Source organism: Allobosea sp. P4_E12, assembly GCF_056401655.1.
The window spans coordinates 193,686-218,095 of record NZ_JBFUIY010000007.1 but is presented as its reverse complement, the minus strand read 5'-3'; the positions used below and the strand labels follow the sequence as shown (position 1 = coordinate 218,095).

At 65.9% G+C, this 24,410-nt stretch carries 23 protein-coding genes and 1 riboswitch; of the genes, 14 read left to right on the top strand and 9 right to left on the bottom strand.

The features are described from left to right. Positions 1-5 precede the first annotated feature (5 nt). The 3 genes from AC1DW9_RS11460 to AC1DW9_RS11450 form a co-directional block, all read right to left on the bottom strand. Positions 6-1,457 (bottom strand): bifunctional 2-methylcitrate dehydratase/aconitate hydratase, encoded by a 1,452-nt coding sequence (locus AC1DW9_RS11460; protein ID WP_441505875.1) that lies wholly within the window; start codon positions 1,455-1,457, stop codon positions 6-8. A gap of 320 nt (positions 1,458-1,777) precedes the next feature. Next, positions 1,778-2,482 (bottom strand): glutathione S-transferase N-terminal domain-containing protein, encoded by a 705-nt coding sequence (locus AC1DW9_RS11455; RefSeq protein WP_476855092.1) that lies wholly within the window; start codon positions 2,480-2,482, stop codon positions 1,778-1,780. Positions 2,483-2,588: 106 nt separating this feature from the next. Further along, on the bottom strand, positions 2,589-3,110 hold the full coding sequence (locus AC1DW9_RS11450) for a hypothetical protein (protein WP_441505877.1): 522 nt from the start codon (positions 3,108-3,110) through the stop codon (positions 2,589-2,591). A gap of 52 nt (positions 3,111-3,162) precedes the next feature. Here AC1DW9_RS11450 and AC1DW9_RS11445 point away from each other — a divergent pair, with 52 nt between their 5' ends. The 14 genes from AC1DW9_RS11445 to AC1DW9_RS11380 all read left to right on the top strand — a co-directional run bounded on the left by AC1DW9_RS11445 (position 3,163) and on the right by AC1DW9_RS11380 (position 17,956). Further along, complete coding sequence (locus AC1DW9_RS11445; protein WP_476855091.1) at positions 3,163-3,915, top strand: helix-turn-helix domain-containing protein; 753 nt, start codon at positions 3,163-3,165, stop codon at positions 3,913-3,915. 174 nt (positions 3,916-4,089) lie between these two features. Further along, on the top strand, positions 4,090-5,757 hold the full coding sequence (gene ccoN, locus AC1DW9_RS11440) for a cytochrome-c oxidase, cbb3-type subunit I (protein ID WP_441505879.1): 1,668 nt from the start codon (positions 4,090-4,092) through the stop codon (positions 5,755-5,757). Positions 5,758-5,768: 11 nt separating this feature from the next. Beyond that, positions 5,769-6,533, top strand: coding sequence for a cytochrome-c oxidase, cbb3-type subunit II (gene ccoO / locus AC1DW9_RS11435; RefSeq protein ID WP_441505880.1), 765 nt, complete (start codon positions 5,769-5,771; stop codon positions 6,531-6,533). 11 nt (positions 6,534-6,544) lie between these two features. After that, the gene (locus tag AC1DW9_RS11430) at positions 6,545-6,700 is read left to right on the top strand and encodes a cbb3-type cytochrome c oxidase subunit 3 (protein ID WP_043235436.1); all 156 of its coding nucleotides are present in this window, start codon (positions 6,545-6,547) and stop codon (positions 6,698-6,700) included. 3 nt (positions 6,701-6,703) lie between these two features. Then, positions 6,704-7,591, top strand: a complete 888-nt coding sequence (gene ccoP, locus AC1DW9_RS11425) for a cytochrome-c oxidase, cbb3-type subunit III (RefSeq protein WP_441505881.1) — start codon at positions 6,704-6,706, stop codon at positions 7,589-7,591. 1 nt (position 7,592) lies between these two features. After that, entirely contained in the window at positions 7,593-9,029 is a 1,437-nt protein-coding gene (ccoG, locus tag AC1DW9_RS11420) for a cytochrome c oxidase accessory protein CcoG (RefSeq protein WP_441505882.1), read from the top strand. A gap of 34 nt (positions 9,030-9,063) precedes the next feature. Then, a complete protein-coding gene (locus tag AC1DW9_RS11415) occupies positions 9,064-9,588 on the top strand; it encodes a FixH family protein (RefSeq protein WP_441505883.1) in 525 nt (174 codons plus the stop codon). Positions 9,589-9,593: 5 nt separating this feature from the next. Further along, positions 9,594-11,801: a heavy metal translocating P-type ATPase gene (locus AC1DW9_RS11410; RefSeq protein WP_441505884.1), complete on the top strand. Its 2,208-nt coding sequence runs from the start codon at positions 9,594-9,596 to the stop codon at positions 11,799-11,801. Then, a complete protein-coding gene (gene ccoS, locus AC1DW9_RS11405) occupies positions 11,798-11,974 on the top strand; it encodes a cbb3-type cytochrome oxidase assembly protein CcoS (protein WP_113515886.1) in 177 nt (58 codons plus the stop codon). The genes AC1DW9_RS11410 and ccoS overlap by 4 nt, the downstream gene beginning before the upstream one ends. A 17-nt stretch (positions 11,975-11,991) precedes the next feature. Further along, a riboswitch (cobalamin riboswitch) is annotated at positions 11,992-12,192 on the top strand. Positions 12,193-12,312: 120 nt separating this feature from the next. Next, the gene (locus tag AC1DW9_RS11400; protein WP_476776330.1) at positions 12,313-14,256 is read left to right on the top strand and encodes a TonB-dependent receptor plug domain-containing protein; all 1,944 of its coding nucleotides are present in this window, start codon (positions 12,313-12,315) and stop codon (positions 14,254-14,256) included. Positions 14,257-14,276: 20 nt separating this feature from the next. Next, the gene (locus AC1DW9_RS11395; protein WP_441505886.1) at positions 14,277-15,122 is read left to right on the top strand and encodes an ABC transporter substrate-binding protein; all 846 of its coding nucleotides are present in this window, start codon (positions 14,277-14,279) and stop codon (positions 15,120-15,122) included. Then, a complete protein-coding gene (locus tag AC1DW9_RS11390; protein ID WP_476776329.1) occupies positions 15,119-16,144 on the top strand; it encodes a FecCD family ABC transporter permease in 1,026 nt (341 codons plus the stop codon). The genes AC1DW9_RS11395 and AC1DW9_RS11390 overlap by 4 nt, the downstream gene beginning before the upstream one ends. Continuing rightward, positions 16,144-16,929 (top strand): ABC transporter ATP-binding protein, encoded by a 786-nt coding sequence (locus tag AC1DW9_RS11385; RefSeq protein WP_476855090.1) that lies wholly within the window; start codon positions 16,144-16,146, stop codon positions 16,927-16,929. The genes AC1DW9_RS11390 and AC1DW9_RS11385 overlap by 1 nt, the downstream gene beginning before the upstream one ends. 1 nt (position 16,930) lies before the next feature. After that, positions 16,931-17,956: a DUF6925 family protein gene (locus AC1DW9_RS11380; protein ID WP_476776328.1), complete on the top strand. Its 1,026-nt coding sequence runs from the start codon at positions 16,931-16,933 to the stop codon at positions 17,954-17,956. Between the two features lie 226 nt (positions 17,957-18,182). Here the strand turns inward: AC1DW9_RS11380 and AC1DW9_RS11375 are convergent, their stop codons facing one another. From AC1DW9_RS11375 to AC1DW9_RS11350, 6 genes are read right to left on the bottom strand one after another with little or no spacing between them, the layout of a single operon-like run. Next, positions 18,183-19,658, bottom strand: a complete 1,476-nt coding sequence (locus AC1DW9_RS11375; RefSeq protein ID WP_441505890.1) for an alkaline phosphatase family protein — start codon at positions 19,656-19,658, stop codon at positions 18,183-18,185. Beyond that, on the bottom strand, positions 19,655-20,578 hold the full coding sequence (locus AC1DW9_RS11370; protein WP_476855089.1) for a sugar phosphate isomerase/epimerase family protein: 924 nt from the start codon (positions 20,576-20,578) through the stop codon (positions 19,655-19,657). Before AC1DW9_RS11370 ends, AC1DW9_RS11375 begins: the two co-directional genes overlap by 4 nt. 15 nt (positions 20,579-20,593) lie before the next feature. After that, on the bottom strand, positions 20,594-21,475 hold the full coding sequence (locus tag AC1DW9_RS11365) for an ABC transporter permease (RefSeq protein ID WP_476776344.1): 882 nt from the start codon (positions 21,473-21,475) through the stop codon (positions 20,594-20,596). Beyond that, the gene (locus tag AC1DW9_RS11360; RefSeq protein WP_441505894.1) at positions 21,471-22,406 is read right to left on the bottom strand and encodes an ABC transporter permease; all 936 of its coding nucleotides are present in this window, start codon (positions 22,404-22,406) and stop codon (positions 21,471-21,473) included. The genes AC1DW9_RS11365 and AC1DW9_RS11360 overlap by 5 nt, the downstream gene beginning before the upstream one ends. Further along, the gene (locus AC1DW9_RS11355) at positions 22,406-23,398 is read right to left on the bottom strand and encodes an ABC transporter ATP-binding protein (RefSeq protein ID WP_441505895.1); all 993 of its coding nucleotides are present in this window, start codon (positions 23,396-23,398) and stop codon (positions 22,406-22,408) included. The genes AC1DW9_RS11360 and AC1DW9_RS11355 overlap by 1 nt, the downstream gene beginning before the upstream one ends. Further along, positions 23,395-24,405, bottom strand: a complete 1,011-nt coding sequence (locus tag AC1DW9_RS11350; RefSeq protein WP_441506008.1) for an ABC transporter ATP-binding protein — start codon at positions 24,403-24,405, stop codon at positions 23,395-23,397. Before AC1DW9_RS11350 ends, AC1DW9_RS11355 begins: the two co-directional genes overlap by 4 nt. Between the last annotated feature and the right edge of the window lie 5 nt (positions 24,406-24,410).

Here is a 24,410-nt window from a genome sequence, read left to right as displayed (position 1 = left end):
GGGCCTCAGTTCGCGTAGAGGTCGACGTAGTCGTGAACCGGCATGGCTTCGAGCCGCGCCTGATCGAGCGAGACATCGAGAATCTGGCGCTGGCGTTTCTCGACAAAGCGGCGTGCGAGATTGGTGCGGAACTTGGCCTCGAGCAGCGGGATGCCGTCGGAGCGGCGGCGCTTGTGGCCGATCGGGTATTCCACCACCAGTTCGGGCAACACCGTGCCGTCCTTCAGCGTGATGGTCATCGCGTTGGCGATCGAGCGCTTTTCCGGATCATGATAATCGCGGGTGAAAGCAGGATCCTCGACGCATTCGATCTTGTCCCGGAGCGCGTCGATGCGCGGATCGGCGGCAATATCGTCTTCGTAATCGCCTGCGGTGAGACGCCCGAAGATCAGCGGCACGGCGACCATGTATTGGAGAGTGTGGTCGCGGTCGGCCGGGTTATGCAGCGGCCCGCGTTTGTCGATGATCCGGATGCAGGCCTCGTGCGTGCGGACGCGGATCGAAGCGATGTCGTCGCTGCTGCGCCCGATCTTTTGGAGATGAGCCTGCAGCGTCATCGCCGCTTCGACTGCCGTCTGCGCATGAAACTCGGCCGGATAGGAAATCTTGAACAGCACATGCTCCATGACATAGGAGCCGTAAGGCCGCTGGAACTTGAATTCCTGGCCGCGGAACGAGGCGTCGTAGAAGCCCCAGGTCTTCGCCGTCAGGACCGAGGGATAGCCCATCTCGCCGGTCCGGGCGATCAGGGCGAGCCTCACTGCCCGGCTCGTCGCATCACCGGCCGCCCAGCTCTTGCGCGAGCCGGCATTCGGTGCGTGGCGATAAGTTCGCAGGGCCTGTCCATCGACGAAGGCAAGCGACAGCGCATTGACGATCTCGTCGCGGTTCAGGCGGAGCAGCCCTGCGACCACTGCCGTCGAAGCGACCTTGACCAGAATGACATGGTCGATCCCCACCTTGTTGAACGCATTTTCCAGCGCGAGACAGCCCTGGATCTCATGGGCCTTGATCATCGCGGTCAGCACGTCGCGCATGGTCAGCGGCGGCCGTCCGGAGGCAACCGCGGTCCGTGACAGCCAGTCGGCCACAGCCAGGATGCCGCCGAGATTATCCGACGGATGGCCCCATTCCGCCGCGAGCCAGCAATCATTGAAATCGAGCCAGCGGATCATCGTGCCGATATTGAACGCGGCCTGGACCGGATCGAGCTGATAGGGCGTGCCGGGCACGCGCGCGCCGTTCGGGACCACGGTCCCCGGCACGACCGGGCCGAGCAGCTTGGTGCAGGCAGGGTATTCCAAGGCCTCGAGCCCGCAGCCGAGCGTGTCGAGCAGGCAGTTGCGGGCGGTCTCGTATGCCAGCGAACTGTCGACACGATAGTTCAGGACGTAATCGGCGATATCGACGAGCACGCCATCCGGAGCGGGGCGTTCATTGTTGTTGAATCGAGCCATGGACGGGCATTTCCTCACGCCGATCCGGCTGGTCGCCTAGCGCCGCCGGAGAATTATTGTCGACATATGTTTCATGCAGTCGACTGGAAGGCAAGCTTCAGCCGCCAAATAATGAAATACTGTCGACAATAATCGAGCGAGCTCCCGTGGCTTCTCCGCTGGCGCTCTCCGTCTTGGCTGAGCGTTTCCTGGTCCGCGCCCATCTCCACATCACCAGGCGAGTGCTCCAAGTCGACATGAGGGAGCCGGCGTAAGATTCAGGGAAATCTGACGAATCAGAGCAGGATGAAGCCGCAGCGATTGCGGCTGCATCGAAGCCCTCAGGGCCGTTTCGGGATCTCGAGTCCGCGCTGAACGGCAGGGCGTGCGAGCCCACGCTCCAGCCAGGCCGGCACATGCTTCAGGCTGGAATAGTCGACGAGTTCGCCCGCACCATAGAATCCAACGAGGTTGCGSACCCASCCSAGCAGSGAGATGTCGGCGATGGTGTAGKCATCRCCCATGATCCAGTCGCGACCGGCGAGACGCGTCTCGATCACGCCGAGCAAACGCTTGCTCTCGGCCGCGTAGCGGTCACGCGGACGCTTGTCCTCGTATTCGCGCCCGGCGAACTTATGGAAGAATCCGAGTTGACCGAACATCGGCCCGACCGCAGCCATCTGGAAGAACACCCACTGGATGGTCTCGTAGCGCTCCGCCAGATCGGACGGCAGGAACTTGCCTGCTTTCTCCGCGAGATAGATCAGGATCGCCCCTGACTCGAACAGGCCGATCGGCTTGCCGCCCGGGCCATTGGGATCGATGATCGCGGGGATCTTGCCATTCGGATTGAGGGACAGGAATTCCGCAGTCCAGGTCTCGTTCTGCCCGATATTGATCGTATGCGGCTCATAGGGCAGCCCGGTCTCCTCCAGCATGATCGACACCTTCACGCCATTCGGCGTCGGCAACGAATAGAGCTGGATGCGGTCGGGATGCTGGGCCGGCCAGCGCTGGGTTATCGGGAAGGCAGAAAGATCGGACATCCGGGGCTCCATAGGCTCGAATCAGGCGCCCGGTGAACGGATTCCCGCGGCACTGCGCGACCCTACCCAGATTCCCCTGGTGTCACTGCGACGATTTCGTGAGCTGTTACCAGGTCCGTCCCCGCATCCTGACCCGTTCGAGTGCAAAGCCCCGCTGCTCCATGGCCACCTGGTCCTGCGCCCAGACGGCAGAGGGCTCGAGTTCGAGCGCGATGGCCGGAAGATTGAGCTCTCCGGCGAGAGTATTGGCGAAACGCATCAGGGCATCGATCAGGACGGTCCCGGGCAGGCGCACCGAGGCCAGTTCGGAGACATTGAGCGTCGCCTCCCGGGAAAGCGGCTGGGCGATCTCATAAGCGAAGATCCCGTGGATGCAGCGACGCCGGTCATACAGAGCAATCAGGCCGCGCTCCTGGCCTGTCTCCTTGTCGTAGCGGCGTAAGTAAGCCGCCCAGTCACTGATACTGAGGCCCGGATTCGCCATCGCCATCAATGCATAGGCTGCCTGTGCCTGCTGCGATGTGACGCGTACCGCCTCGAAAATATCTTCCATTACGATTGCCGAACTGCTGAGCGGAGATATGTCAGCAGAGTTGAACACCCAATCGTCTGCATTGATGCAGATCAAGGAGCGCCCTCGCCGTCCCGGCTAGGGTTTGAATGACTGGGAACAAGGTGTGATGCTCCCTTGTTCACGGAGGTACGAACGCGTGGACTGCCAGCAGGCCGCTTGCGGCAACGATTCAAGACGGGACAGCGGATGCCTTGCCTGCAAGGTCCGCCTCGCGAGCGTGTGCGCGTCGCTATCCGTCGAGGAGCTCGAAGAGCTCAACGCTCTCTCCCATCACACCTCGTTCGATGCCAAGGAAACGGTCTTCGTTCAGGACCATCCCGCGCATTCGGTCTACAACATCGTCGAAGGCATGGTGCGGCTCTACAAGCTGCTGCCGGACGGACGCCGACAGATCATCRGCTTTGCGCTGCCGGGCGATTTCCTTGGATTGGCGATGCGCGATGCCTTCGGCTTTTCCGCCGATGCGGTCGACTCGGTCTCGGCCTGCGCCTTCTCGCGTTCGGCCTATGCCTCGCTGGTCAATGCCAAGCCGCATCTGCTGCGTCGCCTGCATGAGTTCGCCACCCATGAACTCACGCTGGCCCAGGAGCAGATGATGCTGCTCGGCCGCCGCAGCGCAGAAGAGCGGGTGATCTGCTTCCTGCTCACCATGCGCGACCGCTGGGCCAAGCTCGGCAAGCCGTCCGTGACCGTGCCGCTGCCGATGAGCCGCCAGGACATCGCTGATTTCCTCGGCCTGACGATCGAAACGGTGAGCCGCACCTTCACCAAGCTCGCCAAGGACAAGACGATCCTGATCGTGCCGGATGGCGTGCGCCTGCTCAACACCGACCATATGGAACTGGTCGCAGCGGCCTGATCGCAGTTCCCGCAGCTTGAAGGGCGCCGGTTGGACGGCGCCCTTGCTGATTCCGCAGCGCAACAAAGGAACCCTCCTCAGGTTGCGTTGATCTGCATCAAGGCCCGTCCCGCTCCGCTTCGCTAACGCTCTCGATTGGCAGCATTGATGCGCTGCAGCAAACGAGGGCTGGCCATGGCGGCGACAGGGTATCCGATCAGGCGCGCGACGACGGGAGAAATGGGAGGCCTCGTATTGGCGGCGGGCTGCGTGTTGCCGCTGCTCATCATCGCCGCCCTGACGCCCGATCCGGCCTATGCCTTCCATATCAGCCTTGCGGCGGTCGCCTCGCTCGTCGCGGTGTTCCTGATCGGCAATCGCTGCTTCAGTCCGGCGCCGAGCCCCGCGCCACAGGAGATCGACGGCAAGCCGAACTACAATATGGACCCGGTCAAGTTCGCGACCGTGGCCGCGATGGTCTGGGGCATCGCCGGGTTCACAGTCGGCCTGATCATCGCGCTTCAGCTCGCCTTCCCCGACCTGAATTTCGACCTGCCATGGACGAATTTCGGCCGGATGCGCCCGCTTCACACCTCGGCGGTGATCTTCGCCTTCGGCGGCAATGTGCTGATCGGCACGTCCTTCTATGTCGTGCAGCGCACCTCGCGTGCGCGTCTGGCCGGTGACATCGCGCCGTGGTTCGTCGTCCTCGGCTACAACTTCTTCATTGTGCTCGCCGGCACCGGCTATCTGCTCGGCATCACTCAGGGCAAGGAATACGCCGAGCCCGAATGGTATGCCGATCTCTGGCTGACCATCGTCTGGGTGGTCTATCTGCTGGTATTCCTCGCGACCTTGGCCAAACGCAAAGAGCCGCACATCTACGTGGCGAACTGGTTCTATCTTGGCTTCATCCTGACCATCGCCGTCCTGCATATCGGCAATAATCTGGCGCTGCCGGTCTCGATCCTCTCACCGAAATCCTATGTCGTCTGGTCCGGCGTCCAGGATGCGATGTTCCAGTGGTGGTACGGCCATAACGCGGTCGGCTTCTTCCTCACCGCCGGCTTCCTCGCGATCATGTACTATTTCGTGCCGAAGCGTGCCGGTCGCCCGGTCTACAGCTACCGTCTCTCGATCATCCATTTCTGGGCGCTGATCTTCCTCTACATCTGGGCCGGGCCGCACCACCTGCACTACACCGCCCTGCCCGACTGGGCGCAGACCCTCGGCATGACCTTCTCGATCATGCTCTGGATGCCCTCCTGGGGCGGCATGATCAACGGGCTGATGACGCTGTCAGGCGCCTGGGACAAGCTGCGCACCGACCCCGTGCTGCGCATGATGGTGGTCTCGCTCGCCTTCTACGGCATGTCGACCTTCGAAGGTCCGCTGATGTCGATCAAGGCAGTGAACTCGCTCTCGCACTACACCGACTGGACGATCGGGCATGTCCACTCCGGCGCGCTTGGCTGGGTCGCCTATATTTCCTTCGGCGCGATCTACTGCCTCGTGCCGTGGCTCTGGAACCGGCGTGAGCTGTATTCGCTGAAGCTCGTCAACTGGCACTTCTGGATCTCGACGCTAGGGATCGTCTTCTACATCTCGGCGATGTGGGTCTCCGGGATCATGCAGGGCCTGATGTGGCGCGCCTACACCTCGCTCGGCTTCCTCGAATACTCCTTCATCGAAACCGTGGCTGCGATGAAGCCCTACTACGTCATCAGGGCGCTCGGTGGCGGGCTCTTCCTGACCGGGGCGCTGATCATGGCCTTCAATCTCTGGATGACGGTCAGGCACGGCACGGTCGACGCCCCGAGCGATGACCATGCACTGCAGCCGCAGCTCGTCCCCGCGCAGTAAGGAACGCTCAGATGTCGAGCATTGAAAACCCGGCTCCGCGCAAGTCGCTCTGGCTCAAGCATAAGATCTTCGAGACCAACTCGATCATCCTGGTGATCGGCGTGCTGCTGGTCATCTCGGTCGGCGGTCTCGTCGAGATCGCGCCGCTCTTCTACCTCCGCAACACGATCGAGAAGGTCGAAGGCATGCGGCCCTATACGCCGCTGGAGCTCGCCGGCCGCGACATCTATGTCCGCGAGGGCTGCTACAACTGCCATAGCCAGATGATCCGGCCGCTGCGCGACGAGATCGAGCGCTATGGACCCTACTCGCTGGCAGCCGAGAGCATGTACGACAAGCCCTTCCAGTGGGGCTCGAAGCGGACCGGTCCGGATCTCGCCCGCGTCGGCGGCAAGTATTCCGACGAATGGCATCTCGGCCACCTCAACCAGCCGCGCGCGCTGGTGCCGCAGTCGATCATGCCGGGCTACCCCTTCCTGGCGAAAACCGAGCTTCGTTTCGGTGACATCGCCGATCACCTGCGCGCCAATCGCGGCGGCGGCGTGCCCTATACCGACGAGATGATCGCGCAAGCCGCGAGCGACCTCGAGGCCCAGGCCACGCCCGACCACCCCAAGGCGGCCGAACTCGAAGCGCGCTACCCCAAGGTCCAGATTCGCGATTTCGACGGCGATCCCAAGCGGGTCACCGAAGCCGATGCGCTGATTGCCTACCTGCAGGTCCTCGGCACGCTCGTCGACTTCAAGCTCTACGACACCAAGGCCAACATCCGTTGAGCGAGGGCACCATGGATTCGACCTACCATTGGCTCGCGGGCTTCGCCCAATCCGCCGGCCTACTCTACTTCGTCGGCACCTTTCTGGCCATTTGCCTCTACGCGCTCTGGCCGAGCAACCGCGCGCGCTTCGACGAGGCCGCCCGCACTCCCCTGCGGGAGGACTGAGCCATGAACAAGCATCACGACCCTGCCTCGGAATTCGATGCCGCCACCGGCCAGTCGACCACCGGTCACGAGTGGGACGGCATCCGCGAGCTCAACACCCCGCTGCCACGCTGGTGGCTCGGCATCTTCTACGCCACGATCATCTGGTCGGTCGGCTACTGGGTCATCTACCCGGCCTGGCCGCTGCTGACCGACGCGACCAGGGGCGTCATCGGCTACGCCTCGCGACAGGAGATCGAGGACGATCTCGCGGTCATGCGCAAGGATCGCGCCGCGCTGGCCAGCGGCCTCGCCGACGCCTCGCTCGAGCAGATCAAGGCCGACCCCGCCCTGTTTCGCGTCGCCATGGCACAGGGCAAGGCCGCCTTCGGCGACAATTGCGCCGCCTGCCACGGCGTCGGCGGCAGCGGCGCCAAGGGCTATCCCAACCTGAATGACGACGAGTGGCTCTGGGGCGGCTCGCTTGCCGCGATTCAGACCACGCTGCAGCACGGCATCCGCGTCGCCGGCAACAACGACACCCGCGTCAGCCAGATGCCGGCCTTCGGGCGCGACGGCATGCTGAAGAGGGACGAGATCAGCGCGGTCGCCAACCATGTGCGCGAACTGGCCGGACTGTCGACTGCCCCCAAGGCTGACCTCGCACTCGGCCGCAAGCTCTTCGCCGATAATTGCGCGGCCTGCCATGGGCCTGCCGGCAAGGGCAATCAAGAGCTCGGCGCGCCGAACCTGACCGACGCCATCTCGCTCTACGGCATGGATCTCGCGTCCCTGACCGAGACCATCACCAACAGCCGCAACGGCGTCATGCCCGCCTGGGGCCAGCGTCTCGACCCGACCACGATCAAGGCGCTGACCGTCTATGTCCACTCGCTCGGCGGAGGCCAATGACATGGCACTCGCGGAAAGCGAAGACGCTCCGCTCTTCGCGCCGTCGAAGAAAGTTTACCCACAGAGCGTGTCGGGCCCGTTCCGGCGCGCCAAGTGGCTCATCCTCGTCCTCTGCCTCGGCATCTACTATCTCCTGCCCTTCCTGCGTTGGGACCGCGGCCCCAACCTGCCGAACCAGGCAGTGCTCGCCGACATCGCCAATAACCGCTTCTATTTCTTCTTCATCGAGATCTGGCCGCAGGAGGTCTACTACTTCACCGGCCTGCTGATCCTGGCCGCCTTCATGCTGTTCCTGATGAATGCCGTCGCTGGCCGGGTCTGGTGCGGCTATCTCTGCCCGCAGACCGTCTGGACCGACCTCTTCCTCGCCGTCGAGCGCGCCTTCGAGGGCGACCGGCGCGAGCGGATGAAGCGCGACGAGGGGCCCTGGACCGCCGACAAACTCGCCCGGAAGACCGGCAAGCACCTGGTCTGGCTCGTGATCGCCTGGTGGACCGGCGGCGCCTGGGTGCTCTATTTCGCGGATGCGCCAACCCTGGTGCGGGAACTCGCGACCTTCACGGCTCCGCTCTCGGCCTATGTCTGGATCGGCATCCTGACCTTCACCACCTATGCGCTCGCCGGGATCATGCGCGAGCAGGTCTGCACCTTCATGTGTCCCTGGCCGCGCATCCAGGCAGCGCTGACCGACGACGACGCCCTCAACGTCACCTATCGCTACGATCGCGGCGATCCGCGCGTCTCGGTCAAGCAGGCCACGCGCCTGCGTGCCGCCAACGAGCCGGCTGGCGATTGCATCGACTGCTACCAGTGCGTCGCGGTCTGCCCGACGGGTATCGACATCCGCGATGGCTCGCAGATGGACTGCATCCAGTGCGGCCTGTGCATCGATGCCTGCGATACGGTCATGCTCAAGATCAACCGCCCGGCCGGGTTGATCGCCTATGACACCGACGACAACGTCAAGCGGCGTATCGCTGGCCAGAAGCCGGTCTATCGCCTGATCCGCGCCCGCACCCTGATCTACACCGCGCTGATCGGGCTCGTCGGCGGAGCCATGATCTACCAGCTCGCAACCCGCAGCACGGCGGGAATCTCCGTGCTGCACGAGCGCACCCCGCTCTTCGTGACGCTCAGCGACGGCTCGATCCGCAACGCCTACACCATCCGCCTGCTGAACAAACGCCCGGATTCCCGTCCCTTCGCGCTCACCGTCTCCGGCCTGCCCGGTATCCGGGTCGAGACCGTCGGAACCCAGGCGACGGCCGATCTTCGCCCGATCATCACGGTCGACCCCGATTCCTCGCGCGAGATCCGCGCGCTGGTGACAGTGCCGGCCGGCATTCCTCTCGACAAATCCCAGACGATCACCTTCACCGCATCCGACCTGTTCGCCGGAGAGGTCGTGACCGCCGGGGATCATTTCATCGCTCCCTAGAGAACGCATCATGAACTGTTGCGGAGGCTTCATCATGCCGATCGATTTTCCAGCCCCACCGGCGCCAACTCGGCGCCGGCCCTTCGAGCTCAGCGGGCGTGCCGTGCTCTTCGGCATGATCGGCTTCTTCATCGTGGTCGCGGGCGTCAATGGCGTGATGATGGTCTCGGCCATCCGGACGATGCCCGGCGCCGATGTGAAGAGCGCCTACGAGACCAGCCAGCGCTTCAACGGCGAGATCGCGCGCATGCAGGCCCAGGCCGCACGCGGCTGGCTGGCCCAGAGCGAGGTCGTGCGTGCCGGCGCCGACGCGGTCGTTTCGCTCTTGCTGAAGGACAAGGCGGGCGCAGCTGTCACAGGGCTCGCAGTCGAGGCGAAGCTCCAGCACCCGGCGACGCGGCAGCAGGACCGCGAGGTGACGCTGACCGAAACTGCCCCGGGCCACTATTCCGCGACGGTGCCGGGGCTGCATGCCGGCGCCTGGACCCTGGTGGTCGAGGCAAAGCGCGATCGGGACCCGGCCTTCTCCTCCCGCAGCCGCATGATGCTGAAGGAGTGAGGCTCATGGCCGCGCAGCAGGATCTCTCCGTCTTCATCCGCCATCGCGAAAGCGGCGTCGCGGGCATGGAACTCGCGGTGGAGAACATCCGCTGCGCCGGCTGCATGCACGCGATCGAGAACGGCCTTGCCCATGAGACCGGTATCCTCAGCGCCCGGGTCAATCTCGCGCTGAAGCGCGTCACGGTGGAATGGACGGAAGGCGTACTGCGCCCAGAGGCCGTGATCGAGCGCCTCTCCCGGCTCGGCTTCAAGGCCTACCCTTTCCTGCCCGCCTCCGGCCGTGAGGACGACACAAGCGAGGAAAGGCGGCTGCTGCGCTATCTCGGCGTCGCCGGCTTCGCCTCGATGAACATCATGCTGCTCTCCGTCTCGGTCTGGTCGGGCAATAGCAGCGACATCAATCCGGTCACGCGCGACTTCTTTCACTGGCTCTCGGCGCTGATTGCCCTGCCAACCGCCGCCTATGCCGGCCGCCCCTTCTTCGAGAGTGCGCTCCGGGCTCTGCGCGCCCGCGCCGTCAACATGGACGTGCCGATCACGCTCGGCATCGTGCTCGCGCTCGGCATGTCGGTGGTGGTGACCTGGAACCACGCCGAGCATGCCTATTTCGACGGCGCGGTGATGCTGATCTTCTTCCTGCTGATCGGGCGCTATCTCGACCAGCTGATGCGCCGCCGCACGCGCGACCTCGCTGGCAATCTTGCCGCGTTGAAGGCCGAAACCGCGACCCGGCTGATGCCGAATGGCGAGGCGATGGTGACGCCGATCGCGGCCATCGTGCCCGGCGACCGCGTCCTGATCCAGCCGGGCGAGCGCGTCAGTGTCGATGGCATCATCGAGACCGGCTCCTCCGAAATCGACCAGAGCCTCGTCACCGGTGAAACCCTGCCGCATGCCGTCATGGCCGGCGCGCAGGTCTATGCCGGCACCGTGAACCTCTCCGGGGCCCTGACCGTCAAGGTCGAAGCCGCAGCCAGCGGCACCCTGCTCGACGAGATCGATGCCCTGATGGCGCGCGCGGTCGAAAGCCGCTCCCGCTATGTCAAGCTTTCCGATCGGGCGGCAAGGGTCTACGCCCCTCTCGTCCACGCCACGGCGCTCGCGACCCTGCTGGGCTGGATGGCCTTCGGCCTGCCCTGGCCCGAAGCACTGATCATCGCCATCACCGTCCTGATCATCACCTGCCCCTGCGCGCTGGGGCTGGCGATTCCGGCCGTGCAGGTCGTTGCTGCGTCTGCCCTGTTCAAGCGCAAGGTCATGCTGAAACAGGGCGATGCGCTGGAGCGCCTGGCCGAAGCCGATGTCGCTGTCTTCGACAAGACCGGCACCCTCACCCTGCCGGACCCCGATCTGGTCAATGGCGCTGAGATCGATACCGCAACCTTGCAGGCGGCGGGCAGGCTGGCAGCCGCGAGCCGCCACCCTCTCGCCCGCGCCATCGCCCGTGCCGCCGGCCATCCTGCTCCTGCGAGCGATGTCAGCGAAAATCACGGCGCAGGCCTGAGCGCGATTGTGGATGGGATCGAGACCCGTCTCGGCAGCGTCGCTTATTGCGAGGCCGGGGCGGAAGCCGCCATCGTCGCCGCGCGCCATCCCTCAGCCTCCCTGATCGCCTGGCGCCATGGCACTGAATGCGCCATCTTCGCGGTCGATCAGAAGATCCGGCCGGAGGCGCGCGACTGTATCGCCGCGCTACGCGGTCTCGGCCTCGAGATCCGCATTCTCTCCGGCGACCGAAGCGAAGCTGTCGCGCCGGTCGCCTCGGCCCTCGGTATCACGGAGGCCGAAGCCGGCCTGCGTCCCGACGAGAAGCTCAAGGCGCTCGACCGGCTCAGCGCCAAGGGGCGCAAGGTGCTGATGATCGGCGACGGGCTCAACGACGCTCCGGCCCTTGCCAAGGCCCATGTTTCGATCTCGCCGATCAGCGCGACCGACCTGGCGCAGGCCTCGGCCGACATTGTCTTCATCGGCGACAGCTTGATGCCGGTCGCCGACAGCCTGCGCATCGCCCGCAGGGCGCGCAACCTCATGCTGGAAAACCTCTGGTTTGCGGTGCTGTACAATGCCGTCGCGGTGCCGATTGCCGTCGCGGGCTTCGCGACGCCGCTCGTCGCAGCCGTCGCGATGTCGGGCTCGTCACTGGTGGTCACGCTCAACGCGCTGCGCGCGGGACGCGGCCTGCCGCGGCAGAATACGGGAGTGGCGTCATGAATATCCTGGTGATCCTGTTCCCCCTGGCACTCGGTCTCGGACTGCTGGGGTTGGCGGCCTTCTTCTGGTGCATGCGCACCGGCCAGTTCAGCGATCTCGAGGGACCGAGCTGGCGCATTTTGAGGGATGACGACCTGCGTTCGCCTGGGGACACCCGCACCAACGATCATTGACGCAGCGGCCGTTCCGGCCTTACCTCGCCAGCGACGGTTCCCTTAGGGGATCAAAAGGGAATGCGGTGCGGATGGTTCGCCATTCAATGCCGTGGCTGCCCCCGCAACTGTAAGCGGCGAGCCTTTCGCCACACGCCACTGGGGCCCTCGGACCTGGGAAGGCGGCGACAAGGCACCGACCCGCGAGCCAGGAGACCTGCCGTCAGCCGTGGTCACACGCGAACACGTTCGGACGGGGTGTTTCGATCGCTTGTTGAACTGCACGCTGGCTAAGGGCAGCGGACGGGGCCTCGCGTTCGCGGTGACGTGCCACAGACGTCAACGCCCGAGGTTCCATCGTGATCCGTCCTCCCAAGGTTGCCCGGCGCAGCCGGCTGCTCATCACCCTGTCGCTCCTTGTCTCCGCCGGCTCCCTCCCCGCCAACCAGGCATCCGCCCAGTCAGCCACCGAATCGATTGCCCTCGACGAAATCGTCGTCAGCGCGACGACGCGACCCACGCCAGCGCGCGAGATCGCCAATTCCGTGACCGTCATCACTGCCGGTGATATCGAGCGCGAGCAGCGCCGGACCCTGCCGCAGGCGCTCGCCGCCGTTCCCGGCCTCAATATCGTGCAGACCGGCGGGCCGGGCGGGCTGACCTCGGTCTTCATCCGCGGCACCAACTCCAACCACGTCAAGGTATTGATCGACGGCATCGAGGCCAACGACCCGTCGACCCCGAACCGCTCCTTCGATTTCGGCTCGATGCTGACCGACGACATCGAGCGCATCGAAGTGCTACGCGGACCGCAAAGCGGCCTCTACGGCGCCAACGCGCTGGGCGGCGTCATCTCGATCACCACCAAGCGTGGCGAGGGTCCGCCGAAGCTCACGGCCCGAGCCGAGGCCGGCTCATACGGCACCTTCAACCAGTCGGTCGGCCTCAGCGGCGGCGATGACCGCTTCAACTACGCCCTCAGCATCGCCCATTTCAAATCGGATTCGACCCCGGTGACGCCTCCCGGGCTCGTGCCGTCGGGGCGCCGCGTCAACCCGAATTCCTACGACAATTGGACCTATTCGGCCCGGTTCGGCGTCGCGCTGTCCGATACGCTGTCGCTGAACTGGGTCGGCCGCCACACTGACGGCTACCTGCTCTTCACCGGCGATTCCGGCTTTCCGAGCACGCCCAGCAGCTTCCGCAGCAGCCAGGACTACAAGCAGGCCTTCACCCGCGGAGAGGTCGTCTGGGATCCGCTTGGTGGGCGCTTCGTCAATCGCTTCGGCCTGTCCTACAGCAATCAGGACCGCACCGGCCGCACGCCGAATGCGATTGGTATCCTCGGCCTGCCGACGGAGAATCTCGGCGAGCGCACCAAGGTCGACTGGCGCGGCGACCTTGAGCTGATGAAGGGGCAGACCCTGGTGATGGGTCTGCAATACGAGCGCGAACGGCTGGAAACCCGCGCGCTCACGGCATCCAACGGCAATACGGGCGCCTTTGCCGAACTCCAGTCGAATTTCGGCGACCGGCTCTTCATGGTCTCGAACATCCGCTACGACGATGACGAGACCTTTGGCGGCCACACGACCTACCGCTTCGCGCCAGCCTATATCGTGCCGGAAATCGAAACCAAGCTGAAGGGGAGCTATGGCACGGGGTTCAAGGCCCCGACCCTGAGCGAGCGTTTCAGCGATTCTCGCCCGGCCTTCAACTTCTTCGGCAATCCCAACCTGAAGCCGGAAGAAAGCCGCGGCTGGGATCTTGGCTTCGAGCAGCCTCTCCTCGATGACAAGGTCCGGTTCGGCGCCACCTATTTCCACAACGACATCGAGAACCTGATCGTCACCAACGTGGCGCGGAACTCCTATGCCAATATCGGCAAGGCCACGACCAAGGGGGTGGAGGCCTTTACCGCGCTCGAAATCTCGCCGCAGTTCAAGGTGCGGGCCGACTACACCTTCACCATCGCCAAGGACGACATCGCCCGGCAGGAACTGCTGCGCCGTCCCCGTCACAAGGCCAGCGTGACGGCGAGCTGGACCCCGGTTGACAAGCTCACCCTTTCGGCGACGCTGATCTATGTGGGTGAGCGCGTCGACGGAAACCGTGACTTCTCGATCTCGCGCATGCGGGCGCCGGGTGCGGCCATCGTCAATCTCGCCGCCGAGTACAAGGCGACGGACAGGCTCAGTGTCTTCGGCCGCATCGATAACCTGCTGGACAAGCGCTACGAGAACCCCGTCGGCTTCCTGGTGCCGGGTCTGAGCGCCTATGGCGGCCTGAAGGTAACGCTGTGAAGCCTTGGGCGGCCCGCGCGATGACTCGCGGCGCCGTTCTGGCGCTTGGCCTCTTGCTCGGTTTCGGCGGCCTGACGGCCGCCGAAACGCCGGCCAAGCCATCCCGCATCGTCTCGCTCAACATGTGCTCGGACGAACTGGTGCTGCGGCTCGCCGAGCGCGAGCGCATCGCCTCGGTCACCTGGCTCTCGCAGGACCCGCGCAACGCCAACATGGCCGAGATTGCCAAGACCATCCCGGCCAATCACGGTCTGGTGGAGGAGGTGCTGAGTTACAAGCCCGATCTGATCATCGCTGGCGCCTACACGACGCGCAGCACGGTCGCGCTGCTGAAGAAGGCCGGTGTTCCCGTCCGCGAATTCGGGGTGCCGCGCAATCTCGCTGAAATGCGTGCCCAGATCGCCGAGATGGCGGCCCTGCTCGGCGAGCCAGAACGCGGCGCGGCCCTGATCGCAGCGATCGACCGGCGCCTCGACACGCTCGCCGCCAACCAAAGCGCGGGCCATCCCAGGGCGCTGGTCCTGCGGCCGAACGGGTTCACGGTCGGGCGCGGCTCGCTGGTGGACGAGATCCTGACCCGCGCCGGCCTGACCAATCTCGCCGCCGAACTCGGCATCGACAATTACGGCCAGATCGCGCTGGAGACCGTCGCGCTCGGACAGGCCGACATGCTGATCCTCAACACCACGCCGGGCGGGCCGCCCTCGCTCGCCCATGAGATCCTTCATCATCCGCTCCTGACGAAGCTCGGCGAGCGGGTCAGGCTCGTCGCCCTCCCCTCGAAACTCTGGACCTGCGCCGGACCGGCCGTGCTCGATGCGATCGAGCTGCTTGCCGCCTCCCGTACGCAAGGATCGCGCTCATGACATTGGCGGTTCAGGAAACGGTACGAGCGACGACGCCGAAGCTGGCGCGGCTCATTGTCATGCTGGCCCTATTGATGCTGGCCATGATGCTCGTTTCCATGGCGGTGGGGTATGCCCCACTCGACATCAAGGCGGCCCTCGCCGACGCCCTCGCCGGACGGAAGACCCTGCCGGCGCTCGTCCTTGTCGAGCTGCGCTTGCCGCGCGCGCTGCTGGGCGCGCTCGTCGGTTTCAGTCTCGGGCTTGCCGGCGCCGCCATGCAGGGCCTGCTGCGCAATCCGCTTGCCGAACCCGGAATCCTCGGAATTTCAAGCGCCGCCGCCTTCGGCGCGGTCGTGGTCTTCTACAGCGGCTTGTCGGCGACGATGGCGCTCGCCCTCCCCTTGGGCGGCATGGCCGGCGCCGCACTGGCAACGCTTCTGCTCTACGCCTTCATGGGGCGCGGCGCCGGAACGATGACGTTGATCCTCGCGGGCGTTGCGATCAACAGCTTCGCCGGTGCGATGACCGCGCTTGCGCTCAGCCTCGCGCCAAATCCCTACGCCGCGCTGGAAATCGTATTCTGGCTGATGGGTTCGCTCGCGGATCGCAGCCTGCTCCATGTCTGGCTCGTGCTGCCGCCGATGCTCCTCGGCTGGCTGCTGCTGCTTTCGACCGCACCTGCCCTCGACGCTCTCACCCTGGGCGAGGACACGGCCAAGAGTCTCGGCTTCGACCTGACCTGGCTGCGCGCCCGACTAATCGGCGGAGCTGCACTCGCCGTCGGCAGCGCGGTCGCGGTCACCGGCGCGATCGGCTTCGTCGGCCTCGTCGTGCCGCATCTGTTGCGCCCGCTGGTCGGCAACCGACCGGGCCGGCTGCTGCTCGTCAGCGGTTTTGGCGGAGCGATCCTGACGCTCGCAGCCGATACCGCTCTGCGCCTCGCCCCGATCCGGCCCGAGCTGAAGCTCGGTGTGGTCACGGCGCTGATCGGAGCCCCCTTCCTGTTCCACCTGATCCATCGCCTGCGGCGGGAGGTCTGATGAAGATCGAAGCCTCGGGAGTTTCGCTCACGCTCGGCGGGAAGCCGATCCTGCGCGACATCGATATCGCGCTTTCGGCAGGCGAAATGGTCGGGCTGATCGGCCCCAACGGTGCTGGCAAGACGACCTTGCTGCGCGTGCTCTCCGACCTGGTCACGCCCGATTCCGGCCAGGTGCGCTACGACGGGCTGACCGCCAAGTCGCTCGGGCGCAAGGAATTGGCGCGGCGCATCGCCTTCCTTGCGCAGGGCGGCGCGGTACACTGGTCGATGCGCGCGGAGGCCCTCGTTGGGCTTGGGCGGCTGCCGCATCGCCAGCCCTTTGCCGGCGAGAACGAGGCCGATCGCGCCGCAATCACGCGCGCCATCGCAGCGGCCGACGCCACGGCGTTCGCCGACAGGACAGTCGAGACGCTCTCGGGCGGCGAGCGCATGCGCGTGCTGCTGGCGCGTGCGCTCGCCGTCGAGGCGCCGATCCTGCTCGCCGACGAACCTCTCGCGGCGCTCGACCCGCTACACCAGCTCGAGGTCATGGAGCTTCTGCACCGGACGGCTGCCGGCGGCACCGGGGTAGCGGTCATCCTGCATGATCTGACGCTGGYCGCGCGTTTCTGCGATCGCCTGATCCTGCTCGATCGCGGCAGGCTCATTGCCGATGGCTCGCCCGGAATCGTCCTCAACGACGCCAACCTTGCTGCCGTCTTCGGCATTACCGCGGCCCGCGGTTCGGAAGCCGGCGCACCCTACCTGCTGCCTTGGCGGCGCCTTACATCGGAACAGTCGTGACATGACAGCCCCTGACGACATTCGTGCGCTCCTGCGCGCTCATCTCGCCGATCCAGCCTCGCAATGGAATCTCGGCACCTTTGGCGCCATCGCCGAGTTCATGCGCGATTCGAACGAACCCGTTCAGCTGACTGATAAGACTCATCTCCTTGCGGCCACGACTGCGCGCGGCGGCATTGGCTTTCGCAATCTGACCGGCGTGACGCCCTTCGCATCGGAATCCGCGACCGGCCAGGGCTGGAGCCACCGCCTCGCGCTCTGCCTGCCCGAGACCGCCTGCGCGATGAGCCGGCGCACGGTTCTGACCGAGCTCGGCCCCGACGGCGACGCGCTGCGCGAGCAGGATCGCGAGGGCCTTCTCTTCGACATGGGCCTCGATACCCTGCAGGTCGACATCTGCATCCGAACCAGCACCCCGGGGCTGATCGCAGCCTTGCGCGCCGCATGCGGCCGCCCGCTTTTCGAGGCCGGCAACACCACCATGGCCGCCATCGTCGCAGCCGGGCCGCATCGCGTCTTCATCACCCGTTTCGGCCGTTGTGAAGTCTACCAGCCAATCCCCCCGGCAGACGGCAAGAGCCCCGAGGGGCCGCATACCCATGTCCTGCCCAAGCTGATGCGCTCCGGCCGGACGCATGCCGCCACCGAGCTCGTACCGGCAGGCCTCGTGCCCTGTGCTCATCTCGTGCCGGCGCATCCGGTCAAGGATGCGATGGGCCGGCCGACACCGTTCTATGCGACGGCCCAGAAGCAGTTCCAGGACCTGCTGATGCGCTATGGCGATGTCGAACTGGTCCGGTTGAAGGAGAGCGTGCTCGCGGCCATTGCCGCAGGAGCCGCCCCCTCCACCGTTCCCGCCCCACAGGATCGGTTTGCGCGTCACGCCGTGCGGGCGACATTGCGCCAACTCGCGGCGTCCGGCGAGCGCCTGCCCGGGCTCTCCGCCTGGATCTCCGCTCATGATGAGCGGCGTGTGGATGATGCTGGGGCGGATGATCCTGGCGCGGACGACGCCGCCGATGCCTAAGGCCATGCGAACTGAGGGGCCGAAGCATCCCTCAGCCGGGCGCCCCCTCGGCCCCAATCTCCTGGTCGCTCCGGTGCGGGAGGAGAGTGAGACGGAGCGCGAACTCTAGCTGCCCGCTCATCCCGGTGGCTGGGATGACCGGCACGACGGCAAGCATGTCGAAGGGGCCGGGCGCCTCGCTTCGATGCGCTTCGGACAGGAGCGGAACGTGCTCCCGCCCCCGAGGTCAGCCTCGCGCGCCGGAGAGGATGATGCGCGATCCCTCGCGGTCGACGCGTTCGAGGCGCTGACGGAACCCGCCGGTGCCGGTCTCGAACGAACGGGTCCGCTGCTCCGTCGCCGGCTGCGCCAGATTCCGGCCCAGCATCGTCTGAGCCGGTGAAAGGCCGAGCAGGCCGAGCACGGTGGGGCCGATATCGATGATGCCGCAGGCGCGGTCATCCTTCGTCCCGGACTCAAAGCCGCCACCGCGGACGGCCAGGACGGTGTTGAGTTCGTGCCGGTTGAGCCCGCCATGCATGCCGCCGCCAACCGGCACATCGAACTTGGTCAGGAGCCCGAGCCCGGGATTGCCATAGCTGTCGGGCTCGTCGCCGGAGCGCAGGACATAGATGAGATCGGGCTGGCGCGCGTGATCGAGATCGACCAGCGAGAGCGCAAAACTTCCCTCGACCTCGCCCTCGACCTCGTTGCGGGCCTTCGCGAAGAGCATGCCCAGGAAGTCCTGCTCCCGGAGCCAGGCGGCAATCGCGTCGCGCCGGGCCGCTCCTCCCTCGAGGATGCGGATTTCCCCCATATTGCCGCCCGTCATCGAGAAGCAGGCGCCGGCCAGCGTGCGCTCGGCGGCACGGCGACCGGCATGGCCTTGCCCACGCAGCAACTCGGAGAGAGCGAGCTCGCCCTTGGTCGAGATCTGGCCGTGATCCGAGGCCGCGACGACGGCATAGCGCTCGGCATCGGGCTGCCCCTCGATCCATTCAAGCAGCCTGCCGAAGGCGGCATCGACATGTCTGAGTACCGCAAGCGTCTCGGGCGAGCCGAGAAAGCGGTAATGGAAGGAGGTGTCGGGCTCATTGAACCAGATCAGCGCGACGTCGGGTTTCATCTCGGCCAGCACATGCTCGCGCAGCACCCGTTCCGCGTAATCGATTTCCTCGAAGCGGGGCAGGCTGCGCGGCGGCAGCGCCCCGAAGCGCGCGACGACTTCGTCCACCGCGTCCGGCGTCTGGCTGTGCTCGCGCCCGAGGATCGAGAAGGTCCAGTGGCCGTTGGCCCTGGCACGCGGATTGATCAGATAGGCAGAGCCGGCCGAACCGGTATGGACCACGGCGAGCCGTTTGCCGGCCTTCGCCAGCACATCGCCGAAGCTCTCGGCCTCGACCAGGCCTCCACCGGTCGCAGCCTCCGCCAGTGCGATATCGTCGGCGCGGCTCATGTCGAGCGCGTGCTCGCGGGTCACCTCAGGGAACAGGAAGGCGTTGCCGACGACGCCGTGCACCTTTGGCGGCGCACCCGTTGCGATCGACGTGGTGGCCACGCGCGTCATCGACGGAAAGACGCTGCGCGCCTCGCGGAACCAGGTGCCCTGCCCTGTGAAACGCGCCAGGTTCGGCATCAGCTCGGGCGTGATGAAGTCCGGGCGCAGGCCATCGAAGACGCCGATGACGACGCGGGCGGCTGCAGCCTTGGCGGGTTTGCTCATGCGCTCTTCCTCAGGCCGCTGGTCAGCGCCTGCATCGCAAGCGCCCGTGTTGCAGCCACGCACTCATCGGCGGCGTACCAGAAACGCGGATTGAGCTCGATGTTGAAGAGGACACCGTCCGGGAAGACACAGGCCTCCATGAGCTCCTGCCAGGGAATGTCGCCCCAGCCGACCRGCAGATGCAGGTCGCCGTGTCCGAAGGCAAGCTTCTCGCTCAGGCTGTAGGTCTCGATCGCATCAGCCCGGCCGAAGGAATCGTGCACATGCAGATGCTTGGCGAGAGGGGCAAGCGCCTTGATCTCGCTGAGATAGTCGCCGCCGAAATAGCCTGTGCGCAGGTAGGAATGGCTGAAATCGAGCGTCGCCCAGACATGGGAGTGGCCGATCTCGACGAGTTCCTCGGCGAGCCGCGACGGCATCGAGGCGTGCATCCTGCCGTGGTGGCCACCGAACATGGTCTCGACGCAAAGCAGGAGCTCGAGCTCGCGCGCCACATCCCCGGCCCTCGACAGCCATTCGCGCTGGCGGTCATAGGCAGCCTCGACCACCTCGCCGGGCTGGGCCGGCATGACCCCGGAATGCATGACGTAATGCACGGCGCCGACCTCGGCCGCGATCTCCAGCGAGGCTTTCAGCACCTCGAAATGGCGCGGCAGGCGGGCCGGATCATCGAAGAAATTGATCGCCAGCGGACCATGCGCGGAATAGGCGAGCTTGCGCCCGGCACAGGCTCGCTTGAGCAGATCGAGATGCGGACGGCGGATGCGCCCCCCGATGATCAGGTCCATGTCGAAGATCGGCAATTCCGTGGACTCGACCCCGAGCGTCTCGACCTTGTCGAGGATCGCCGCGAAATCGGAGAGGTCGCTCTTGGGGCGCGGAGCCGTGATGCCGAAACCGCGGACGCCATTGGGATGCATGTTGTCTCTCCAGGATCAGCGCAGGGTCGGATCGAGCCGGTCGCGCAGCCAGTCGCCGACGAGACTCACCGCCAGCGTCGTCAGCACGATGGTGCAGGCTGGCGCGAGCATGATCCAGGGGGCACGGGTCAGATATTCGCGACCATAGCCGACCATATTGCCGAGGCTGGTCATCGGAGGCTGCACGCCGAGCCCTAGGAAGGAGAGCCCGCTCTCGAGCAGGATGACTTCAGGAAAGGTCAGCGTCATCGAGACGATCAGCGTCGAGGCGATATTCGGCAGGATATGGCGCAGGTAGACGCGTGCCGGGCTTGCCCCGATCTGGCGCACAGCCCCGGCATAGCCCTGCGCCCCTGCCGAGATCGCCAGGCCGCGCGAGATGCGGGCATAGCGCTCCCAGCCGTAGAGCCCCATCAGCCCGATGAAGAGCGGCAGCGCATTGCCGAAAAAGGCAAGCACCGACAACGCAAGGATCAGGAAGGGCATCGCCGCCTGGAAATCGGCCAGCATCAGCACGAACTGCTCGACCCAGCCGCGGAAATGCGCGGCGAGAAAGCCCATCACCGTGCCGAACACCGCCGAGATCACGGTCGCCCCGAAGGCGACCAGCAGCGAGATGCGGATCGAAATGATCAGGCGCGAGAGCACGTCGCGGCCGAGTTCGTCCGTGCCGAGCCAGTGCAGCACATGGCCGGGCGGCGAAAGCCGATTGCGCAGATCGTAGGCCGTGAAACGATAGGGCGTGATCCAGTCCGCCGTCAGCGCCACGATCAGGATGAAGCCGATCCAGATCAGCCCGAACCAGACCAGCAGCGGGATGCGGTTCTTCGGTTGCGGGGCAGTCTTGTCGACGGAGGTAGGGGTGGCGCCGGTGGCTGTGATATCGGCCATCTCAATGCCCTCCCGCCTTGGCGCCGCTGCGCAGGCGTGGATCGAGCACACCGTAGAGCAGATCGACGATCAGATTGGCGCTGACCATGGTGATCGCGACCAGCAGGAGGATGCACTGCACGATGGCAAGATCGCGGTTGGCGACCGACACCACCAGCAGCCGCCCGACGCCCGGCCATGAGAACACGCTCTCGACCACCACTGCGCCGGCGATCAGGCTGCCGACCATGAAGCCGACGATGGTGACGGTCGGGACTGCGGCGTTGGGCAGCGCGTGGCCGCGCACTACGGCAGGCCACGGCACGCCCTTGGCGCTGGCCGTGCGGATATAGGACTGGCCGAGCACCTCGAGCATGGCGCTGCGGGTGAAGCGGGCAAGCACTGCGGCGCCGCCAATGCCGAGCGTCAACACCGGCAGGATGGCGTGGCGCCAGCTCTCCTGGCCGCCGGAGGGCAGCCATCCGAGCTGGACCGAGAAGATCAGCACCAGAACCAGGCCGAGCACGAAGCTCGGCACCGTGAAGCCCGCGACCGCCGTGACCATGACGATGCGGTCGATCAGGCTGTCGCGATGCAGGGAGGCATAGATGCCGGCGGGGATGCCGATGCCGAGCTTGAGCGCAAGCGCCGGCAGGGTCAGCGCCAGCGTGGCCGGAATGCGCTCGGCGACGAGTTCGAGAGCCGGCCGGCCGTCGCGCATCGACTGGCCAAGCTCACCCTGCCCAATCGCCGAGAAATAGCGCAGATATTGCAGCCAGATCGGATCATCGAGGCCCCAGGCCTTGCGGAAGGCGGCAATGGCCTCGGGCGGCGCATCCACGCTCATGATGATCAGCGCCGGATCGCCCGAAAGCCTGAGCACGACAAAGGCGAAAGTAACGACGAGGGCAACGGTCAGCGCCGCGCGCCCGAGACGCAGAAAGAAGAAACGCAGCATCAGCTCGCCGCCTTCAGGAAGTTGGCCTGGTCATGCGCGACATGGCAGGCAGCAAGCCGGCCGTCCGGCATCGGCTTCAGCAACGGGCTCTCGACCTTGCAGCGCTCGCGCGCCGCATGGCAGCGTGGGTGGAAGGCGCATCCCGAGGGGCGCGCCGCAGGATTCGGCGGGTCGCCCTGCAGCACGATTCGGGGGCGCGTGCGGCGGCCGGGCACCGGCGCGGCCGAGACCAGGGCCTCGGTATAGGGATGTGCCGGATTGGAGAGCAGCAGATCGGCCTCGCCCTCTTCGACGATCCGGCCGAGATACATCACCGCGACGCGATGGCTGACCTGCCTGACCACTTTGAGATCGTGACTGATGAAGAGCAGACCGAGGCCGAGTTCCTGCTGGATATCGACCAGGAGATTGATCACCTGGGCCTGGATGGAGACGTCGAGCGCCGAGACCGGCTCGTCGCAGACCAGGAGGTCCGGCTTGGTGGCAAGCGCGCGGGCGATGACAGCGCGCTGGCGCTGCCCTCCGGAGAGTTCATGCGGGTAGCGCCGGCCCTGGTCGGCGCGCAGGCCGACCGATTGCAGCAACGCGAAGGCCAGCGCCTCACGCTCCTTCGGCTCGCCGAGCCCATGCACGTCGAAGGGCTCGCGCACCTGTTCGACGATCTGGAGACGCCGGTCGAGCGCGCCCAGCGGGTCCTGGTAGATCATCTGCATGCGCGCGCGCATCTGGCGCCAGGCCAAGGTGTCCGTGGCCGGCATCGGAGCGCCGTTGAACAGAACATCCCCCGCGTCGGGCTTCTCGAGCCCGAGCGCGAGCCGGCCCGTGGTCGATTTGCCGGAGCCGGATTCACCGACGAGGCCAAGCGTCCGGCCACGCTCGACCGTCAGCGAGACGCCGTCGACGGCGCGCACCTCGATAGATCGGCCCAGCAGGCCTTTGCGCATGCCGTAGCAGCGCGCGACATTTCTCGTCTGAAGCAAGGGAGCGCTCATGCGTAGACCGGCTTCCGCGGACGGACAGGTTCCGCTTGAAGCGCCTTGATGCAGGCCGCAAAGCGTCCCGGCGCCTTCCAGGCCAGCGGTGGCACGCCTGCGTCGCAGGCCTCGCCCCGCCGTGGGCAACGTGGCGCGAAGGCGCAGCCGGGTGGCAGGTTCCAAGGCTCGGGCACATTGCCCTCGATCGGGTCGAGCCTGCGGCGCACGCCTTCCAGCGGCGGCAGCGCCGCGATCAAGCCCTGCGTGTAGGGATGCAGCGGCTCGTCGAACAGCGACTGAGCCTCGGCGGTCTCGATGATCCGCCCGGCATACATCACGCAGACCCGGTCGCAGGTCTGCGATATCACGCCGAGATCATGGCTGATCAGCACGAGCGCCATGTCGGTCTCGCGCCGGATCTTGGTCAACAGCTCGAGGATCTGCGCCTGGATGGTGGCATCGAGCGCCGTGGTCGGTTCGTCGGCCACGAGCAGGTCGGGTTTGCCGGCGAGCGCCATGGCGATCATTACGCGCTGGTTCTGGCCACCCGAGAGCTCATGCGGGAACGCGTCGAGGCGGCGCGCCGCGTCTGGAATCCCGACGAGATCGAACAGGCGTTTCGCCTCCGCCCTGATCGCCGCACCCGAGAGGCCGCCATGCAGCGCCAGGGCCTCGCCCACCTGCTTGCCGAGGCGAAGGACCGGGTTGAGCGCGCTCGCCGGATCCTGGAAGATCATGGCAATGCGCCCACCACGCACCGTGTCCAGCACGTCCGGTTCGGCGTCGATCAGTTCCGTGCTGCCCAGCCTGACATTGCCGGAGACGCTCGCCTTCTTCGGCAGCAGGCCGAGGGCTGCCAGCCAGGTCACCGATTTGCCGCAGCCGGACTCGCCGACCAGGCCGACCGCCTCGCCGCGTGCGACCGAGAGATCGATGCCGTGCAACACCTTCACGCCGTCGAAGGCGACCGTCAGTCCATTGATCTCGACCAGCGGGTCAGCGACGCTGCCGAACCTGTCCAACATCGTGC

Bases quoted from the DNA above. Each gene is read 5' to 3' on its own strand.
- AC1DW9_RS11430 (WP_043235436.1), top strand. From the start codon at position 6,545: ATGGATTCGACCTACCATTGGCTCGCGGGCTTCGCCCAATCCGCCGGC.
- AC1DW9_RS11355 (WP_441505895.1), bottom strand. From the start codon at position 23,398: ATGAGCGCTCCCTTGCTTCAGACGAGAAATGTCGCGCGCTGCTACGGC.
- AC1DW9_RS11410 (WP_441505884.1), top strand. From the start codon at position 9,594: ATGGCCGCGCAGCAGGATCTCTCCGTCTTCATCCGCCATCGCGAAAGC.
- ccoO (WP_441505880.1), top strand. From the start codon at position 5,769: ATGTCGAGCATTGAAAACCCGGCTCCGCGCAAGTCGCTCTGGCTCAAG.
- ccoS (WP_113515886.1), top strand. From the start codon at position 11,798: ATGAATATCCTGGTGATCCTGTTCCCCCTGGCACTCGGTCTCGGACTG.
- AC1DW9_RS11360 (WP_441505894.1), bottom strand. From the start codon at position 22,406: ATGCTGCGTTTCTTCTTTCTGCGTCTCGGGCGCGCGGCGCTGACCGTT.
- ccoG (WP_441505882.1), top strand. From the start codon at position 7,593: ATGGCACTCGCGGAAAGCGAAGACGCTCCGCTCTTCGCGCCGTCGAAG.
- AC1DW9_RS11460 (WP_441505875.1), bottom strand. From the start codon at position 1,457: ATGGCTCGATTCAACAACAATGAACGCCCCGCTCCGGATGGCGTGCTC.
- AC1DW9_RS11375 (WP_441505890.1), bottom strand. From the start codon at position 19,658: ATGAGCAAACCCGCCAAGGCTGCAGCCGCCCGCGTCGTCATCGGCGTC.
- AC1DW9_RS11350 (WP_441506008.1), bottom strand. From the start codon at position 24,405: ATGTTGGACAGGTTCGGCAGCGTCGCTGACCCGCTGGTCGAGATCAAT.
- AC1DW9_RS11380 (WP_476776328.1), top strand. From the start codon at position 16,931: ATGACAGCCCCTGACGACATTCGTGCGCTCCTGCGCGCTCATCTCGCC.
- AC1DW9_RS11390 (WP_476776329.1), top strand. From the start codon at position 15,119: ATGACATTGGCGGTTCAGGAAACGGTACGAGCGACGACGCCGAAGCTG.
- AC1DW9_RS11395 (WP_441505886.1), top strand. From the start codon at position 14,277: ATGACTCGCGGCGCCGTTCTGGCGCTTGGCCTCTTGCTCGGTTTCGGC.
- AC1DW9_RS11415 (WP_441505883.1), top strand. From the start codon at position 9,064: ATGCCGATCGATTTTCCAGCCCCACCGGCGCCAACTCGGCGCCGGCCC.
- ccoN (WP_441505879.1), top strand. From the start codon at position 4,090: ATGGCGGCGACAGGGTATCCGATCAGGCGCGCGACGACGGGAGAAATG.
- ccoP (WP_441505881.1), top strand. From the start codon at position 6,704: ATGAACAAGCATCACGACCCTGCCTCGGAATTCGATGCCGCCACCGGC.